At 51.1% G+C, this 17677-nt stretch carries 15 protein-coding genes; 11 read left to right on the forward strand and 4 right to left on the reverse strand.

All coding sequences use genetic code 11. The features are described from left to right. Positions 1–19 precede the first annotated feature (19 nt). The gene (gene mgtE, locus LCH85_24130) at positions 20–1378 is read right to left on the reverse strand and encodes a magnesium transporter (protein ID MCA0355094.1); all 1359 of its coding nucleotides are present in this window, start codon (positions 1376–1378) and stop codon (positions 20–22) included. Between the two features lie 525 nt (positions 1379–1903). Between mgtE and LCH85_24135 the strand changes: the two genes are divergently transcribed. The 7 genes from LCH85_24135 to LCH85_24165 all read left to right on the forward strand — a co-directional run bounded on the left by LCH85_24135 (position 1904) and on the right by LCH85_24165 (position 11358). Beyond that, a complete protein-coding gene (locus LCH85_24135; GenBank protein MCA0355095.1) occupies positions 1904–4057 on the forward strand; it encodes a diguanylate cyclase in 2154 nt (717 codons plus the stop codon). A 60-nt stretch (positions 4058–4117) separates the two neighbouring features. Further along, positions 4118–4879 carry a gamma-glutamyl-gamma-aminobutyrate hydrolase family protein gene (locus LCH85_24140; protein MCA0355096.1) on the forward strand — a complete coding sequence of 254 codons (762 nt, stop codon included), beginning with the start codon at positions 4118–4120 and terminating at the stop codon, positions 4877–4879. Further along, positions 4876–5640 carry a glutamate racemase gene (gene murI, locus LCH85_24145; GenBank protein ID MCA0355097.1) on the forward strand — a complete coding sequence of 255 codons (765 nt, stop codon included), beginning with the start codon at positions 4876–4878 and terminating at the stop codon, positions 5638–5640. Before LCH85_24140 ends, murI begins: the two co-directional genes overlap by 4 nt. 4 nt (positions 5641–5644) lie before the next feature. Next, positions 5645–7012: a VWA domain-containing protein gene (locus LCH85_24150; protein MCA0355098.1), complete on the forward strand. Its 1368-nt coding sequence runs from the start codon at positions 5645–5647 to the stop codon at positions 7010–7012. Between the two features lie 80 nt (positions 7013–7092). Continuing rightward, positions 7093–8739, forward strand: a complete 1647-nt coding sequence (locus LCH85_24155; GenBank protein ID MCA0355099.1) for a protein phosphatase 2C domain-containing protein — start codon at positions 7093–7095, stop codon at positions 8737–8739. Between the two features lie 12 nt (positions 8740–8751). Continuing rightward, positions 8752–9999, forward strand: a complete 1248-nt coding sequence (locus LCH85_24160; GenBank protein ID MCA0355100.1) for a VWA domain-containing protein — start codon at positions 8752–8754, stop codon at positions 9997–9999. A 93-nt stretch (positions 10000–10092) separates the two neighbouring features. Beyond that, positions 10093–11358 carry a VWA domain-containing protein gene (locus LCH85_24165; GenBank protein ID MCA0355101.1) on the forward strand — a complete coding sequence of 422 codons (1266 nt, stop codon included), beginning with the start codon at positions 10093–10095 and terminating at the stop codon, positions 11356–11358. A 70-nt stretch (positions 11359–11428) separates the two neighbouring features. Here LCH85_24165 and LCH85_24170 read toward each other — a convergent pair whose 3' ends face one another. Beyond that, a complete protein-coding gene (locus LCH85_24170) occupies positions 11429–12202 on the reverse strand; it encodes a tryptophan-rich sensory protein (GenBank protein MCA0355102.1) in 774 nt (257 codons plus the stop codon). A gap of 110 nt (positions 12203–12312) precedes the next feature. On the opposite strand from LCH85_24170, the gene LCH85_24175 reads away from it, so the two are divergent. The 4 genes from LCH85_24175 (at position 12313) to LCH85_24190 (ending at position 16088) form a co-directional block, all read left to right on the forward strand. Beyond that, positions 12313–12570: a hypothetical protein gene (locus LCH85_24175; GenBank protein ID MCA0355103.1), complete on the forward strand. Its 258-nt coding sequence runs from the start codon at positions 12313–12315 to the stop codon at positions 12568–12570. 61 nt (positions 12571–12631) lie between these two features. Beyond that, the gene (gene accC / locus LCH85_24180) at positions 12632–14395 is read left to right on the forward strand and encodes an acetyl-CoA carboxylase biotin carboxylase subunit (protein MCA0355104.1); all 1764 of its coding nucleotides are present in this window, start codon (positions 12632–12634) and stop codon (positions 14393–14395) included. 236 nt (positions 14396–14631) lie between these two features. Then, entirely contained in the window at positions 14632–15576 is a 945-nt protein-coding gene (gene mdh / locus LCH85_24185; protein ID MCA0355105.1) for a malate dehydrogenase, read from the forward strand. A 59-nt stretch (positions 15577–15635) separates the two neighbouring features. Further along, positions 15636–16088 carry a tetratricopeptide repeat protein gene (locus LCH85_24190; protein MCA0355106.1) on the forward strand — a complete coding sequence of 151 codons (453 nt, stop codon included), beginning with the start codon at positions 15636–15638 and terminating at the stop codon, positions 16086–16088. Between the two features lie 251 nt (positions 16089–16339). On the opposite strand, the gene LCH85_24195 is transcribed toward LCH85_24190, so the two are convergent. Together LCH85_24195 and LCH85_24200 are read right to left on the reverse strand one after the other, a co-directional pair. Continuing rightward, the gene (locus tag LCH85_24195; protein MCA0355107.1) at positions 16340–16918 is read right to left on the reverse strand and encodes a hypothetical protein; all 579 of its coding nucleotides are present in this window, start codon (positions 16916–16918) and stop codon (positions 16340–16342) included. Further along, positions 16919–17506, reverse strand: a complete 588-nt coding sequence (locus LCH85_24200; GenBank protein MCA0355108.1) for a response regulator — start codon at positions 17504–17506, stop codon at positions 16919–16921. Positions 17507–17677 lie beyond the last annotated feature (171 nt).

Below are 17677 nucleotides of genomic sequence, written 5' to 3' on the forward strand. Positions count from 1 at the left end.
TCGTTAGACATACATGCTCCTAGATTAAATAACGAATCAAGATTGTGGCTAAACCAAGTAGGCAGCTATAGCCAGTTACATCGGTTACGGTAGTTACAATCACACCGGAAGCCAAAGCTGGATCAACCCGAAAGAGCTTGAGCGTCAGCGGTACGACGGTTCCGGCAATTGCCGCCGATACTAAATTCAGCAACATCGCACAGCCTGCAACCACCCCCAACATTGGTTTACCTTGCCATAACCAGCCCAACAAACCAATGGCACTGCCAAATGCTACCCCGTTGATTGCTCCAATGCCGACTTCGCGACCTAAGGCGCGAAAGCCTTGGCCAGTCGCCACCTCGCCCAAGGCAATCGAACGCACAATCAAGGTCAAGGTTTGAATGCCCGCGTTGCCACCCATTCCAGCAATAATTGGCATAAATGGCACTAATGCCGTTACTTTTTCGACTGTGCCATCAAATTGGCTCACAACCCAGGCTGCCAAAATTGCTGTGGGCAAATTGATAAATAGCCAAAATAAACGCCGCCGCGATGAACGAAATAATGAATCTTCAACATCTTCATCTTGCGGTAAGTTGGCTAAACGATACATATCCTCGGTGGCTTCTTCCTCGATTACGTCGATAATATCATCGGCAGTGACTGCCCCAACAATCCGCCGTTGCGCATCAACCACTGGCAAGGCCAACAAGTCGTAACGCGCCAACAAACGCGCACATTCTTCTTGGTCGGTTTCAACGCTGGCGGTAATGACGTTGCGATCCATAATCTCGCTAAGCAAGGTTTGGGCTGGAGCCATTACCAACGAGCGTAAACTGACCACCCCAACCAAGCCATCATTGGCATCGACCACATATAAATAGTAGACCGATTCGTCTTCTGGCTGCAAACCGCGCAATAAATCGATCGCTTGCTGGGCGCTTAATCGATCACGCAAGGTCACAACATGCGAGGTCATCAAGCCACCAGCGCTCTCCTCGTCGTGTTCCATCAATTGGCGTACATCGTCGGAATCTTCGGGGTCCATGGCAGCAAGCGTGGCGGCAATTTGCGCTGGCTCAAGCTCGACCAACACATCAGCCGCATCGTCTGGCTCCATCTGCTCAAGCAAATCGGAGAGTTGATCGCTGGTGAGGGTTTCGGCTAGCTCTACTTGCGAATCGGTATCAAGCTCGATTAAAACATCTGCGCCATGTTCGAGGTTGAGGCGAGCAAACACCTCATACAGTTCATCAGATTCGAGTTCATCGAGGATGGCAGCAGCGTCAGCTGGATGCAGGCTGGCTACTAATTGGGTTGCTTGGTCAATCGAACCAGCATCGAGCGCAGCCCGCACGTCGTCTAAGGCTGGCCGAATATCGAGGATTTTGGTCATCGGACACCTCCATGTGGCAAACACACAACGAGCGGGAATTCCCGCTCACTGGTCTAGCCAATCAGAGGTAATTCCGCTTGCTCTGTGTCATCTTTGGTTGTAGAACCATCTATACTCATACCTCGGCAGTATACCATGGGTTGATTACCTTCCAAGTCTTGCTTGGCTTAGCCAGCATGCACCCCAGATGGGTTATGACTTTGGTACTGTCTTAAGCACGCGGATGTACTACGTGACATAGTGTACAATAGGCCATAGTAATTAAAACAATTAAATAATAGTTGTCATGATTGCTGTCAAAACTGGATTAAAGCCGATGTTCAAGCCCGAACCAGTGGCATGAAGTCTGCTTTAGCGAGTTCTGTTGGTCCAACCAAGCACAATCTGCGCTTGCGTGGTAGGCTACAATACAGCCATGAGAAGGGGCATGCCCGCTGCTGGAATAGCATAGACAAGCCGAAAATCAACCTGTTATAATAGGCCATAACGGTGTTTACTAATCGCACAAAACGACCTGGACGCGACATGACCAAGCGACGATCCGTGCTACGGATCTCCTCGCGGCAACGAACTCACTTTCAAGCCAATCCTTGGCGAATTCGACGCATGATCACCGAGTTGCATGCGCTACACGAGATTCGCCACGCGATTAACCAAGCCTTGGAATTGGATACGGTGCTTGAGGAGATTTATAGTCAAACATCGCGATTAATGGATACCCGCCAATTTTACTTGGCGTTATACTCGCCTGAACAAGAATTGATCGAGTTTGCCTTGGCGGTTGAAAATGGCCAGCGCGTCTCTTGGCCCGCTCGCCCCTATGCCAATGGCTTAACCGAATGGATTTTGCAACATCGCCGCCCCCTGCGGATCAATGCCCATAACCTTGATCCTGCGGTTGCACCGATTATCGTTGGGCAGCCTGTCCAATCATTTTTAGGGGTTCCAATTGTGCTTGGTGAGCAGGTTCTTGGGGTTATGAGTGTTCAATCGGTCGAACGAACCGAGGCCTATTCTGCCCACGATGAACAAATTTTGACCATGATCGCCGATCAGGCCGCTGTCGCGATTGCCCATGCCAAGCGCTTTGCCGCCGTTGATCAACAGTTGCAAGCCCGCGTCGCCCAACTTGAAACCCTCGAAGCAACCATCCGCGATTTAAATGAAACCCTCGATGTTGATACGATTCTTAATCGTTTACTTGACCGTATCCAGCCGATTATGCATGCTGATGCTGGGATGGTGTGTTTGCTTGATGCCGAACAGCAACGCTTGTTTATCCGCGCAATTCAGGGCTATCCAGCTGAAGTTCGGCGTTTCCAATTTGAGGGCTGGCCAATTGATCGTGGCATCGCGGGCTTAGTTGCTCGTACCGGCCAACCTGATTGGACTGCTGATATTCGTAATTCGAGTTACTATGTTAATTCGCGACCAACCACATTGAGCCAAATGACTGTGCCAATTGTACATAGTGGCAAAGTTCTCGGCGTAATGATTCTCGAAAGTGATCGAGTTGGCACATTTAATGATGATACGACGCGCTTTGTAAGCCAAATTGCTGATCATGCAGCGCTTTCAATTCATAATGCGCATATTCATCAGCAAGCAGTTGAACAACAAGCATTGTTGGCTCAACGTTCACAGCAACTCAATGAAGTGCTACGGATCAGCCAAGCATTAAGCGCCAACCTTAATTTAAATGATCTGCTGCCAGAAATTGTTCGAGCGATTCAAGCAAGTTTGGGTTTCAATATTGCCTTGCTAAGTTTAGTTGATCAAGAACGCCCAACCTTTATGCGCCGCCGTGCGGTGGTTGGTGTGCCTGATGAACGTTGGTTTGAATTACGTGATCAATTAGTGCCAATTGAATGGTATCGCAGCGTGATGCGTGAAGAATTTCGGATTAGCCGCTCGTATTATATTCCACATAGCCATACCAGCTATACTGCCATTTGGGGCAATAATAGTGATACATATCGGCCTGATTTAGGTGAGCGTCACCCACATGAATGGCATCAAGATGATGCCTTATTCGTGCCATTGTACGATTCTGATAATAATTTAATTAGTATTCTGTCGGTCGATGATCCTCGCGATCGGCGGAAACCATCGTTTGAATCGGTGCAGGTACTAGAAATTTTTGCCACTCAAGCAGCAATCGCAATTGAAAACGCCCATTTATATACAATTACCCAACAATTAGCCATTACCGATGGCTTAACTGGCTTGTTCAATCAACGCCATTTTATGACGATGCTTGATCGTGAAGTGGCTTTGGCCTATCGCTACAATTACCCATTATCATTATTAGCGTTGGATATTGATTATTTCAAGCAATATAATGATAACTATGGCCACTTAGTTGGCAATGTGCTGCTGCGCGATTTTGCCCGGCTCATTTGCGAAAATGTGCGCGATGTTGATATTGTTTCGCGCAACGGTGGCGAAGAATTTACGATCATTTTGCCCAAAACTGATCAAGCAGGTGCAGTGTTGTTAGCCGAACGGCTGCGAATTCGCACTGCCGAACATCTTTTTGGCCAAGGCCATATTACGGTTAGCGTCGGCGTTGCCACCCTCAACAACAATTGGGATGCCCACACATTACACGATCAAGCTGATCAAGCGCTGTATCGCGCCAAAAATTCTGGGCGTAATCTGGTTATCAGCGTCCCATAATCGTCAGGTTTTTTGTGGTCGTGCTAGAATGGCAAGAGCAACACAACCAAGGAGTGTACTATGCCATCAACTTTGCCGATTATTGGGATACCGTGCGCAACCTATGCCCGACCACATCCCTATCCTCTCGCTCATGGCAATAACGAAACCTATATTCGGGCAGTTGAAGTTGCAGGTGGCGTGCCGCTCTTAATTCCTTTGGTGCAGCACGAGTCCACGCTGTTAGCGGCATTTCAGGCTGTCGATGGGTTGTTATTCGCTGGCGGGGTTGATCTCGACCCAGCTTATTATAGCGAGGAGCCGCATCCGGCGCTTGGCTCGGTCAACCGCGAACAAGATCGGGTTGAGATGCAGCTGTTGGCTTGGGCCAAGCAATTTCATAAGCCAGTTTTTGCCATCTGCCGTGGGTTTCAGTTGTTAAATGTGGCCTATGGCGGCACGCTCTATCAAGATTTACCCTCGCAGTATCAGCCAAATCTCAACCACGATGAATCGTTTACCCGCCAACAACGCGATTTACCGGCCCACGGATTACGTCTCGCCAATGATTCCAAATTGGCTGAATTGCTGGGCACAACACCCTTTGCCGTCAACACCATGCATCATCAAGGGGTCAAAGATCTGGGGAATGAGCTACAGGCAGTCGGTTGGTCGGATGATGGCCTGATCGAAGCGGTCGAAGATCCGCAGCGGCCATGGGTTGTGGGCGTGCAGTGTCACCCCGAAGAAATGGTGCGCGGCGAGGATTTACGCTGGCAGGCGATTTTCAAGGCCTTTGTTGAAGCTGCCAAAGTATGTCGCAACGAGGCGATTCAGGCATGAAAGACCAACCAATTGGCATGTTCGATTCGGGGGTTGGTGGCTTATCGACCTTACGTGATCTGCGGGCGCTCTTGCCGCACGAAAATATTATCTACTACGCCGATACTGGTAATTGTCCGTATGGTGGGCGTTCGCACGAAGAAATTGTGGCTTTATCTGAACGCATCACCCATCTTTTGCTCGAACGCGGGGTTAAATTGATTGTCGTAGCCTGCAACACTGCGACGCTGCATGCCGTTGATTATTTGCGCGAACATTTCAGCCTTAGTTTTGTGGGGATGGAGCCAGGCATCAAGCCTGCGATTGCCCAAACCAAAACTGATGTGGTTGGTGTGATGGCGACCCAAGCCACCGTTGCAGGTGAACGATTTCAGCGCTTGATTGCCCGTTATGCAGGCGATGTCCAGGTTGTGCCGCAAGCATGCCCAGGTTTGGTCGAATTAATCGAGGCGGGCGAGTTGCAAAGTGAAACAACCCGCGATGCTGTGGCCCGTTATGTTGCACCATTGCTCAAGGCAGGTGCTGATACGATTGTGTTGGGCTGCACCCATTATCCATTTTTGCGCCCGTTGATTGCCGATGTTGCTGGGCCAAACGTCGCCTTGCTCGATACTGGTGCGGCGGTCGCTCGCCAAACCCAACGCTTGCTGGCAGCAGCCAATTTGCTCAACCTACAAACATCGCAAGGCAGCATCGAATGGCTCACCAGTGGCGATCCTGCCCATTTTGCTAAAATTCGGCAATGTTTAGAAATCGAGTAAGCCTATGACGAGCTTAGATCTCAGGCTCACCCTTTCACGCAGCAGCGTGCCCGCAAACACTGGCGAACAAGTTTTGTATGTTTTAGCTGAGGTTGTTGGCCAAGGCAAAACCAACCAGCGTGCGCCGGTGCATTGTGTGTTGTTGGTCGATTGTTCGCCTTCGATGCGTGTGCCAATTGCTGATGCGGCCTTGTTTCGCGAATTAATGCGCCGTGGTGCTGCCCACGAGGTCATGCTCGATGGCGTGCCAGTCTGGAAAATTCGCGATGATTTAATGGATGAGGTGCGGCGACGTGCTCAAAGCCCAAGTCGTTGGCTGGGGCAGGCCGTGCGCGGCGCAGCTGAGCGCCTAAATGCCGATGATCAACTTTCGATCATTGGTTTTGCTGAAAAAGCTCATGCGGTGCTCAAAGCCAAATCGCCAACCGATGTGGTGCGCTTGGAAGGCTCAGTTGCCATCCTTGAACGCGGCGATCTTGGCCGCAGCACGCGGCTGGCTCCAGGCTTGCGCAGCACGATCGATCTGCTTGATAGCATGCCTAGCACTGGTTTTTCGCAACGGATCGTTGTGCTAACCGATGGCTTTGTTGAAGATGAACAACAAGCCTTTGCCTATGCTCGCCATCTGGCCGCCCGTTCAATTCCGGTCTCGACGATTGGCTTGGGGGTTGAGTTTCAAGAGCAATTGCTGATGAGCTTTGCTGATCAGAGCGGTGGTCAATCCAGCTTTATCACCGACCCTAGCGACTTGCCCAATTTGCTTGATGTGGAGTTTGGCAAGGCCCATGCGATTATCGCTCAAAAAGCGCGGCTCGATTTGCGGCTTGCTCATGATGTGCAAATCAAACGAATTTTACGCATCAGGCCAGCCTTGGGCGAAGTGCCAACCCCTGAATTTGAGGCTGGTTCGGGCAGTTTAAGCTTAGGCTCAATCGAACAACGGGCCAAAGCCGCGTGGTTGCTCGAACTGCGTATCCCTGATCATGTACCAAATATTTATCGTTTGTTGCGGCTTTCGTTGCAAGCTGACGATCCCCAAGGCCAAAGTTTGGAGCCAATTAACCGCGATGTGGTGGTCGAATATCATCCGAACGCTGATCAGGCGCTCAACCCAGAGCTTGTAGCGATTTTGGAACGGGTGACGGCATGGCGCTTGCAAAACAAAGCGCTGGAGCAAGCTGCTCAGGGCGATCAAGCTGGGGCAACTCGCCAATTGCAGGCCGCAGTCACGCGCTTGGTCGATTTGGGCGAGCATGAATTGGCCAAACAAACTGCTGCTGCCAACCAAACATTGCAAGAAACTGGCCAAATTAACCCTGAGCAAACCAAAACTTTGCGCTATGCAACCAGAAGATTGACAGAAGAACGATAATCAGAAACATTCAAGTCATGTTATTCGTCCAAGAACAAGGAATTTTTTGTTGTTCTAGACCTATTCAGAGGAGTTGACCTGTGTCTGAGCCGACTCAACCGATGACTGGTGGAACCCAACCTCTCAACCCCGTCAACCAGCCAGAGGAACACGAACCCTTTGCGATTGGCACTGTGTTGAAGGATATTTATCGGGTAACCGCCTTGCTGACCGATACTCCAACCTTGCGCGTCTATCGCGTGGCGCTGTTGGAGCCATGGGATCATTGTGCTCGTTGTGGCGCAGCCTTACAAGCGAGCGATCAGTTTTGCGAAGAGTGCGGGGCGCAGGTCGAAGAACAAACTGCTCTGTTACAAGAAACTCCGGCGGCGCAGCCAGTTGGCGCAGCGTTGCTTGATGATTTACCCGATGACCCCGCCCGCGCGGCCTTGCCTACCGTGCGTGAGGTTTTTGTGGGCGAAGATTCGCGTTTTGCGGTGTTGCCCGATGGCACGAGCTTGGTGCGATTCGACACCTTGCTGAGCGAACCAAATACGTTTGTTGATCAAACTGATGCTGTCGATATTGGGATTCAAGTTGCCCGCGCTTTGGCTTATTTGCATCGCAATGGCTTGGCCCTCGGTCAATTGACCTTGGCTGATTTGGCTTTGACCAACAAGCGCGAAATTAAACTGGCCGATGCTGGGGCGATTCGCCGCTCGTTGGGCAAAGAAGATCAGCTTGATGATGTTGAACAATTGGGTTTAGTGCTTGAAAAAATGGCTGGGATTCAGCGCCAAACCCGCCGCCTTGATGATGCGAATAATCCTTCGCCGCTCGATAGTGCATTTGCCACAATTTTGAGCGATCTCCGCGCCAAGCGCATCAACGATGCTAGCATTTTAGCGCAAACCCTCGAAACCCTGCTGGCCGAACAGGCTACGCCGATCAGTTTGCGAGTACGGACTGGCTATGCTACCGATGTTGGCATGATTCGCGATCACAACGAAGATAGCGTGCTGACCTGGGATTTACGCTTGAACTGGGATGCCAAGCCAGTCAACGTTGGCCTATACGTGGTAGCTGACGGCATGGGTGGTCACGAAGGTGGCGAGGTCGCCAGTGGTTTGGCGATCACGACTACTGCCCAAACCCTCGTGCCAATGTTGCTTGATCCAGAATTACATGCTGGGCCAGTTTCGAGCAAGCACCTCGCCGAATTGGTCAAGCAAGCAGCATTTCAGGCCAATCAAGCGGTTTACGAAGAAAGTGTGCGCCGCAAAAACGATATGGGTACAACGTTGACTATGGCAGTGGTTATCGGCGATCGGGCGATTGTAGGCAATGTTGGTGATAGCCGTACTTATCTTTATCGCGATGGCAAATTGCAACGCATCAGCAAAGATCATTCGTTAGTCCAGCGCCTAATCGATATTGGCCAACTTGATCCTGATGATATTTACACCCACCCCCAACGCAACGCGATTCTTAAATCGCTTGGCGATAGCGGCGACCCTGGCACCGACACGTTCGAGGTGCAATTGCAGCCTAACGATGCGCTATTTCTCTGCTCTGACGGCATGTGGGAAATGGTGCGCGACCCCAAAATGGCGACACTTTTCGCTGAACATGCCAACCCCGCCGATCTCTGCGATGCCTTGATTGAGGCTGGTAATGCTGGCGGCGGCGAAGATAACATCAGCGTGGTGGTGGTGCGTTTTGATGCCCTTCCAACAGTTGAACACTAAGAGGATGGAATAATGACTGAACCTGTAGCACTTTCAGCAGTTTGGAGCCGCGAACCCTTGCCAAGCGGCACCAGCCAAGTTAATTATGTCTTGATTCAGGCCAAACCACATCATGTGCCGACTGTTCAAGCGGCTCCAGCACTCAACTTTTGTTTGGTGCTTGATCGCTCTGGCTCGATGGCTGGCGATAAAATTCAACATTTGCGCGAAGCTGTGCGCGAAATTGTGGCCAATTTACGCCCAATCGATGCAGTAAGCATTGTGTTGTTCGATGATACCTTGGAAGTTTTAGTGCCAGCCCGTTTGGCCGACGATCTCCCAGCCTTGCAAAATGCGATCGAATCAATCGGCGAGCAAGGTGGCACGGCCATGTCGTTGGGCTTGCAAGCAGGCCTTGCCGAATTGCAAAAATTCCAGGCCGCCGATCGAGTTGGCCGCGTGCTGCTCTTGACCGACGGCCAAACCTGGGGCGATGAAGATACCTGCCGCGATTTAGCCAAACAAATTGGCGATTTAGGCGTTTCGATCACAGCACTGGGCTTGGGCACTGAATGGAACGAAGCCTTGCTCGATGATTTGGCTACAGCATCCAACGGCGAATCGGATTATATTGCCGACCCTAGCCAAATTAGCAAATATTTTCAACAAACTTTGCAAAGCGCCCAAACTACCACCGTGGTTAATGCCCGTTTGCTGTTGCGTTTGTTGCCTGGAGTTACGCCACGGGCAGTTTATCGCGTTCAGCCAACAATTGCCAATCTTGGCTACAAGCCGATTGGCGAGCGCGAAGTCACGGTTAGCATTGGCGAAATTGCTGGCGATGGCGCAAGTGTTTTGGTCGATGTGATGCTGCCAGAGCGTGAAGCAGGCACATTCCGCATCGCCCAAGCCGAATTGCAATACGATGCGCCAGTGCTTGGCATCAAAGAAGGCAAAATTAAAATCGATATTCCTTTGAGCTTTAATATCGATCCCAAGGCCAGCGTGGTTAATCCACCAATTATGAACACAGTCGAAAAAGTGACCGCCTTCAAATTGCAAACTCGCGCACTTTCTGAGGCCGAGGCGGGCAATATTGGCAGTGCAACCCAAAAATTACGTGCTGCTGCCACCCGTTTGCTCGATTTAGGCGAAACCGAGTTGGCCCAAACCATGGAACAAAGTGCCCAACAACTTGAGGCTGGTGGTCAAATTGCAGCCGCTGATCAAAAAGCCCTGCGCTACGCCACCCGCAAACTTACCCAAAAACTCGAAGAGTAATTGTAAAACATAGAGCATAGAACATAGAACATAATGCTTATTAATCTATGTTCTATGCTCTATGTTCTATGTTCTCTATTAAGGAGATCACCAATGGCAGGTGAAGTTCAATTAACTGGTACGTTGGCTCGTCCGGCGTTGCCAGCCTTGCAAACCCAGCAGGTGGTTTATTTGCTGCTGGATATTACGGCAACACCAGCGGTTGCTCACGTTCAAATGCCAGTTAATGTGAGCTTCGTGCTCGATCATAGTGGCTCGATGAAGGGCGACAAAATGCGTTGTGTGCGCGAAGCAACTCAACGCGCTTTGGGCTTGATGGGGCCGCAAGATATTGTCTCGGTGGTGATTTTCGACCATCGCCGCGAAACGATCATCAGTGCTCAGCCTGTGCGCAATGTTGCTGCGCTGCAATCTGAGGTTGGCAAAATTAAAGATGCAGGCGGTACAAAAATCGCCCCCGCGCTGGAAGCCGCCTTGAATGAAATTCGCCGTAGCCAAAATGCCAACACGATTAGCCGAATTATTTTGCTGACCGACGGCCAAACCGAGGGCGAACGTGATTGTTTGCGCTTGGCCGAAGAAATTGGCAAAGCTAGCGTGCCATTGACGGCACTGGGCGTTGGTGACGACTGGAACGAAGATCTGTTGATCGAAATGGCTAATCGTTCAGGTGGCGTTGCCGAATATTTCAGCAATCCCAACGATATTGCCTCGTTCTTCCAAGGTGCGGTGCAGCAAGCCCAATCGGCGGTGGTGCAAAACTCAGCCTTGACCTTGCGCTTTGTGCAGGGCGTTGAACCACGCGCCCTGTGGCAAGTAACTCCATTAATTCAGCAATTGCCCTATCGCCCAATTAGTGATCGGGCGGTTGGCGTGAGCCTTGGCGATATTTCCAAAGACGAACATCGGATGGTGCTGATCGAAATGCTGGTCGATCCCAAGCAGGCTGGTCAATATCGGCTGGGCCAAATCGAGGTCAACTACGATATTCCTCAATTGCAGGTGGTTGGCGAAAAAGCTCGCTACGATGTAATGTTGAATTTTGTGGCTGATCCGGCTCAGGCAACCGGAGTTGTGCCCCAAGTGATGAATATTGTTGAAAAGGTCAGTGCCCACAAGCTGCAAACTCGCGCCTTAGAAGATTTGGCCGAGGGCAATATTGGTGCGGCAACCCAAAAGCTTCAAGGTGCTGTGACCCGCTTGCTCAACCAAGGCGAAACCGAGCTAGCCCAAACCATGCAACAAGAGATCGAAAATCTGCAAACCAATGGTCAGATGACCTCTGCTGGCCAAAAAACCATCAAATTTGGCACACGCAAAACCGTGCGGCTCAGCGATTTGGATCTACCAAAAAGTTAGCAACCGCTAAGAACACCAAGAGCACGAAGAATCAATGTCAAAGATTTCTTCGTGCTCTTCGTGGTTTCAGCTACGCCATCGCTTTGCGGCGTTGCGTTGGCAAGCTACGAATGAGCGCCAGCCCAATCAACAGGGCAATCGCAACTGCCGCAACAATTGCCGCATTCATCACTAATGGAAAAGCTGCTTGTTTAACTGCAATGCCGATGAAGGCCCACAACAGCACGCCATTGTAGGCAATATCGCGTTGGCGTAAGGTAATAAAGGCCGCCAAACAAACCCCAATTACCAACAAAATCACTGTCCAAACTGAATCGCTGAGCGGGCCGCCGCGCCAACCAGCATCGTAGAGCGCAATTGTAGCGTTGGCGATGGTTGCCACCGTAGCCCAACCCAAGTAAATGGAAAACGGCGTATGAATTAGCCAACGATCAGCGGTGCTAGCTTCAGCACGAACGCTGCTCAACTGGCGATAAATCATAATCAGCGAAACCAACAAACCAACGATTAACACGATTGTGAGTGGGAATTGCAAATAGTGCCAAGCGAAAATCCAAGCGCTATTGAAGCCACATGAGGCCACAAACCACCAGCCAATTTTGGCAACCGCTGGATTATTGGCCTGCTTAGGCAATGCTTGATAAACCGCGAAGGCGCTAAGGCCCAAATAAATCAAGCCCCAAATACTGAAAACATAGCCCGCTGGCACGAAACGCACTGGAAACGAATCGGAGATCGTGCCAGTATCAAGCCCGTTAATCGGCAAAATATTGGCTAAGGCATTGACTACAATCGTCGCGATAATCGCCGCCACATTGGCAAAGCGCAAAACCTTGCTGTTCATCAGAGACTCCTTATTTGACTGAAATTCTGCTTGCTCTGATTGGTTTAACGCAAAGATCGGGCCAATGGATGGATATTGGCATCCCCCGCCGAGTGGAGTATAATAGCGCTATGAATATGATTGTGACAAGCGCAACAATGCCTAGCGATGCAGAACTAGCGGCACTCAGTGCGGCAGTTGTCAGTGTGTTGGCCGAGGTTGTAGCCGAGCCAGCGATCACGGTCGCGCCCAATACCTGGCAAGCCTCAGCCAAGCTTTCACGCCAAGGGCTGCGGCCAGCCCGCACTGGTGTCCGGCCACGCTGGGCCACCATCGAACGTTTACGCCGACGAGCAGCTGGCGGCTTTTACGGCATTACGGGACTCTAATTTCGCATACGGCAATGATTAACGTAAGACTTGCCATAGCACAACGGAGTTGCAACGGCATATGAGTTTCGATACAGTGCTGATCGCCAACCGTGGCGAGATTGCCCTGCGCGTGATGCGGGCATGCAAGGAATTAGGTTTACGCACCGTCGCCGTCTACTCAGAAGCGGATCGCGATTCGCTCCACGTCCGTTATGCCGACGATGCTTTTTTGATCGGTCCCCCTCCAGCAGTCCAAAGTTATTTGCAAACTGAAACAATCCTCGATGTTGCGCGGCGCAGTGGCGCTGGCGCGATTCACCCTGGCTACGGCTTCCTCTCGGAAAATACCGATTTTGTGCGCACTTGTGATGCGGCGGGCATTGCCTTTATTGGGCCAACCGCTGATGCCATGGATTTGATGGGTGGTAAAATTCACGCTCGTCAAGTGGCTTTACGTGCTCATGTTCCGCTGGTTCCAGGCACAACCGAGGCGGTTGAAAGTGTCGCCGAAGCCCTCGAACTTGGCGAACAATATGGCTACCCCATTGCGATCAAGGCCAGTGCCGGCGGCGGTGGCCGTGGTTTGAAGGTGGCCTACCAGCCTGAAGAAGTTGAATTTGCCTTCGAAAGCGCTCGTCGCGAGGCCGAAGCGGCTTTCAAAAACGGCGAATTGTTTGTTGAAAAATATGTGCTCGATCCACGCCACATTGAAATTCAGATTCTCGCTGATCAATATGGCAATGTGGTGTATTTGGGCGAGCGTGATTGTTCGGTGCAGCGTCGCCACCAAAAATTGATTGAAGAAACTCCATCGCCAGCAGTTTCGCCTGAATTGCGCCGCACCATGGGCGAATGTGCTTTGCGGTTATGCCGCGAAACGAGTTATGTTGGCGCTGGCACTTTAGAGTTTTTGCTAGCTCCCGATGGTCAATTCTATTTTCTCGAAATGAACACGCGGATTCAAGTTGAGCATACTGTGACCGAAATGGTTACGGGCATCGATTTGGTGCAAGCCCAACTACGCATCGCCCAAGGCGAAAAGCTTTGGTTCACCCAAGAGGAAATTCAGCTCCGCGGCCATGCAATTCAATGCCGAATCAATGCTGAGGATGCAGCGGCAGGTTTTCGCCCAGCGCTTGGCACGATCAGCGCTTACAACGAACCCAAAGGCTATGGTGTGCGGGTCGATGCTGGGGTTGAGCAAGGCACAACCATCCCACCATACTACGATTCAATGCTAGCCAAATTGGTGACTTGGGGCGCAACCCGGGGCGAAGCCTTGCAGCGCATGCGCCGCGCACTCAACGATTACACGATCGAAGGCATTACCACGGTGATTCCTTTCCATAAATTGGCTTTGGCTGAGCCAGCCTTTGAGCATGGTGATGTGACGGTGAGCTTTATTCCACGCTATTTGGAAGCAAAACTTAAGCAATTACCAAGCGCCACACCGAGCACTGCCGAGCCAGCCGCCGAGCAACCTAGCCGCGAATTAATGGTCGAAGTTAATGGGCGACGCTTTGCCGTGCGGGTTGCTGGCGAAGGCTTGAATGCGCCAATTGCTGGCAACAAAGCGGCTGCGCCAACTCGTCGCACTGCCAACAAAAAGCGCGAAGTTGCGACAGATCCCAATGCGGTGATTTGCCCAATTCAAGGTACAATTGTGGCGATTAAAACCAGTGTTGGCGCGGCAGTTGAGGCTGGCCAAGTGGTGTTTGTCGTCGAAGCAATGAAGATGGAGAACGAAATCGCAACGCCACGGGCTGGTACAATTGCTACAATCAATGCCGAGGTTGGCAAAAGCATCGAGGCTGGCAGCGTGCTAGCAACGCTCGAAGCATAGCAACGATAACCGCGAAGAGCGCGAAGGACACGAATAGGGATCAGGAGTCGGGGGTTAGGGATCGGGAGATTGAACCCAGATAATCTAATGTGATCAACTGGGTTCTCAAAAACATTCGTGCTCTTCGTGTCCTTCGTGGTTAAATGAAAATGTTAAGGCGCAAGCGTGAGAGATGGGTCGTAGACGCATCTCCGACACTTGAATCGTAACCACAGCTTGATATTTTGGAGGCATGTGTGGCTAATCGTAAGAAAGTAACCATCATCGGGGCTGGATTTGTTGGTTCAACCTGTGCACACTGGTTGGCAAGCAAAGAACTCGCCGATGTTGTTTTAGTCGATATTGTTGAGGGCATTCCTCAAGGCAAAGGCTTGGATTTACTGCAATCAGGGCCAGTTGAAGGCTTTGATGTCAGCGTGATCGGCACCAACAGCTATGAAGAAACCACCGATTCAGATGTGGTGATTTTGACCTCAGGTGCGCCACGCAAACCAGGCATGACCCGCGAAGATTTGCTCAAAATCAACGCTGAAATTACCAAATCAAATATCGAAAAAGTTGCCAAAACCTCGCCCAACGCTTGTATCATTGTGGTCAATAATCCAATGGACACGATGACCTACCTCGCCCGCGTGGCTTCTGGCTTCCCCAAAGAGCGCGTGATGGGACAAGGTGGCGTGTTGGATGCAGCTCGCTATCGCACTTTCTTGGCGCAAGAATTGAATGTTTCAGTTGAAGATATTCAAGCCATGTTGATGGGCGGTCACGGCGATGAAATGGTTCCATTGCCACGCTTCACCACGGTTTCTGGGATTCCCGTAACCGAATTTATCAGCGCCGAACGCTTGAACCAAATCGTCGAACGCACCAAAAAGGGCGGCGGCGAAATCGTTTCATTGCTCAAAACTGGCTCAGCCTACTATGCTCCAGCCGCTGCTACCATCCAAATGGTTGAAGCGATCTTGAAGGATAAGAAGCGCGTTCTGCCAGCCGCCGCCTACCTCGAAGGCGAATATGGCATCAACGATCTCTACTTCGGCGTGCCAGTCGTCTTGGGCGCTGGTGGTGTTGAAAGAATTCTCGAATTGCCATTGAGCGACGACGAAAAGGCCTTGATGTCCAAATCAGCCGACTTGGTTCGCAGCTCAGTCGATACCTTACGCACCTTGATCGATTTCTAATTGATCGTTTGGTTGCAAGCAGCGCTGTGGTTTTTTGCCACAGCGCCCTTTTTTAAACAATGACACTTGAAACTGCCCAAAATGCGCGTTTGCGTGGCGATTATGCGAGCGCTATGCAGATATTGAACCAACTGCTCGCCGCCGACCAATCCAATCTGGCAGCGCTGGTTGAGCGTGGCCGCGTATATGCCGAATTGAATGATCGTGAGCAGGCCCAAGCGCATTTTGACCAAGTTTCGTTTGCCGACCCCGAAGGCGAGCTTGGTGATGTAGCACGAGTTGAATTACTGCGTTTGCTGGCTCCGCCAAAAATCTTGTTTCCCCCTCACCGCAGCCAACCTTCCGAACCCAAAACCCCGCCCAACCCTTGGGCTTTGCGCTTAGTACTGGTTTTAGTGTTAATCAGCCTAATTTGCTCAATCGCTGGCATCGGCCTGACCCGCAAGAACGTGCAGCAGCGCTTTATTCAGGTCACGCCAACCGTTGGGGAAAGTATAAAGTATGAAGTATGAGGGAAGATCAAAAGTCAGAAGTCAAAAGTCAAAAAGACGAGGCTTTAACGCAGAGCGAATGAGAGTCTATTGGCTGAAGGCTATAGGCTACAGGTTTTAATGTTTCCAAGTTATCGCCGATACCCCAAAGCCAATAACCATTTTTTAGCCACGAATTGCACGAATTACACGAATCATATTCCGATAGCGAAAAGCCTTCAGCCAATAGCCATCTTTCCCTATGTTCTATGCTCTATGCTCTATGCTCTTACTCAGGGTAAATCACGATTAGCCAGCACCAGCACTTGCTCAGTCAAATCGGCAAGCCGTGAGTCGATGGTTTCGGGGCGAATCGCTAGGTCGTCGCGCAAGTAGTTAATTTGCTCGTTGAGGCCTTGGATGGCAGCGCGAACTTCATCGCTCACTAAGGGGAAGGCTGCATCTAAATCAGCTTGGGCCAAATCGAGTTGCGCTTCAACATTACTGGTTTGCAAATCGTGGTGGGCGATCCGCGCATTTTGAATGCGGATGGTGGCCCGCAACAAGTGCAAACTGCCAACCGTAAACTCCAAATCGCGGCGCAGCGTCACCAACTCCAACGAAATCGTATCTTCGGGGAAGACGATAACCGTGGGTGTGGCTGGTAGCGGGGTCGGCGCAGGTGCGGGCAGCACTTCGGTGGCAGCAGCCTTGAGCACAGTTGGAGTAACTACTTGGATGATGGTTTGGGTGGGTGGGTCAGGTTGGAGGGCCAAAGCCAACAAGCCGCCCAAAAAGGCGGCCAGCAATAAAGGCAACGTCGCCCGCAGCACAGCGACCAGTTGTTGCTGAGAGGGGCGACGTAGCATCACTTACTTTTGTTGCTCCATCTGGTTGGCCAACAGCAAGGCCGAGGCAACTTCGCGCATCGACTTGCGGGTATTCATGCTCAACTGCTGAATCTTGCGGAAGGCTTCCGATTCCTTCAGCCCTTGAGAATCCATTAACATACCCTTGGCGCGTTCGATAATCTTGCGAGTTTCGAGCGTTTCCTTCAGGTCGCCGACTTGTTGTTCGAGGGTCAGGAACTCTTCAAAACGGGCGCGGGCAATTTCGAGTGCTGGCATCAAATCGCTATCGCGAAAGGGCTTGCTGAGATACCCCACAACACCAGCGTCGCGGGCGCGCTCGACCAACTCTTTGTCGCTGTGGGCGGTCAAGAGCAAGACCGGGGCAATTTTCTCTTCAGTCAGCACTTTGGCTGCCTGGATACCATCCAGTTTGGGCATTTTGATGTCCATCACCACTACGTCGGGGCGTAGTTCGCGGGCAAGGTTGATAACGCTCACGCCATCACCAGCTTCCCCAACGACAAGATAGCCGAGGCCAACTAACGTTTCACGCAGATTCATGCGAATCAGCGATTCGTCATCGGCGATGACAATGCGTGTCTGTGGCATACGGTTTCCTCCGGGTGCTTAATCGGTCATCGTAGCTTCGATGAATGTACGCAAGTATAGCATGCTGCGGTATTCAGGGCAAGCAACCATAATGAGTAAATTGGCCTATCTAATGGGCTAAAATGTTCCACAGCGCTTAATCCTTATGGTATAATCGACGGTAATGATTGT

This window comes from Chloroflexota bacterium (assembly GCA_020161265.1).
Taxonomy (GTDB): domain Bacteria; phylum Chloroflexota; class Chloroflexia; order Chloroflexales; family Herpetosiphonaceae; genus Herpetosiphon.

Excerpts from the sequence above, each read along its gene's own strand:
- mgtE (MCA0355094.1), bottom strand. The coding sequence starts at position 1,378 with ATGACCAAAATCCTCGATATTCGGCCAGCCTTAGACGACGTGCGGGCT.
- LCH85_24135 (MCA0355095.1), top strand. The coding sequence starts at position 1,904 with ATGACCAAGCGACGATCCGTGCTACGGATCTCCTCGCGGCAACGAACT.
- LCH85_24140 (MCA0355096.1), top strand. The coding sequence starts at position 4,118 with ATGCCATCAACTTTGCCGATTATTGGGATACCGTGCGCAACCTATGCC.
- murI (MCA0355097.1), top strand. The coding sequence starts at position 4,876 with ATGAAAGACCAACCAATTGGCATGTTCGATTCGGGGGTTGGTGGCTTA.
- LCH85_24150 (MCA0355098.1), top strand. The coding sequence starts at position 5,645 with ATGACGAGCTTAGATCTCAGGCTCACCCTTTCACGCAGCAGCGTGCCC.
- LCH85_24160 (MCA0355100.1), top strand. The coding sequence starts at position 8,752 with ATGACTGAACCTGTAGCACTTTCAGCAGTTTGGAGCCGCGAACCCTTG.
- LCH85_24165 (MCA0355101.1), top strand. The coding sequence starts at position 10,093 with ATGGCAGGTGAAGTTCAATTAACTGGTACGTTGGCTCGTCCGGCGTTG.
- LCH85_24170 (MCA0355102.1), bottom strand. The coding sequence starts at position 12,202 with ATGAACAGCAAGGTTTTGCGCTTTGCCAATGTGGCGGCGATTATCGCG.
- LCH85_24175 (MCA0355103.1), top strand. The coding sequence starts at position 12,313 with ATGAATATGATTGTGACAAGCGCAACAATGCCTAGCGATGCAGAACTA.
- accC (MCA0355104.1), top strand. The coding sequence starts at position 12,632 with ATGAGTTTCGATACAGTGCTGATCGCCAACCGTGGCGAGATTGCCCTG.
- LCH85_24190 (MCA0355106.1), top strand. The coding sequence starts at position 15,636 with ATGACACTTGAAACTGCCCAAAATGCGCGTTTGCGTGGCGATTATGCG.
- LCH85_24200 (MCA0355108.1), bottom strand. The coding sequence starts at position 17,506 with ATGCCACAGACACGCATTGTCATCGCCGATGACGAATCGCTGATTCGC.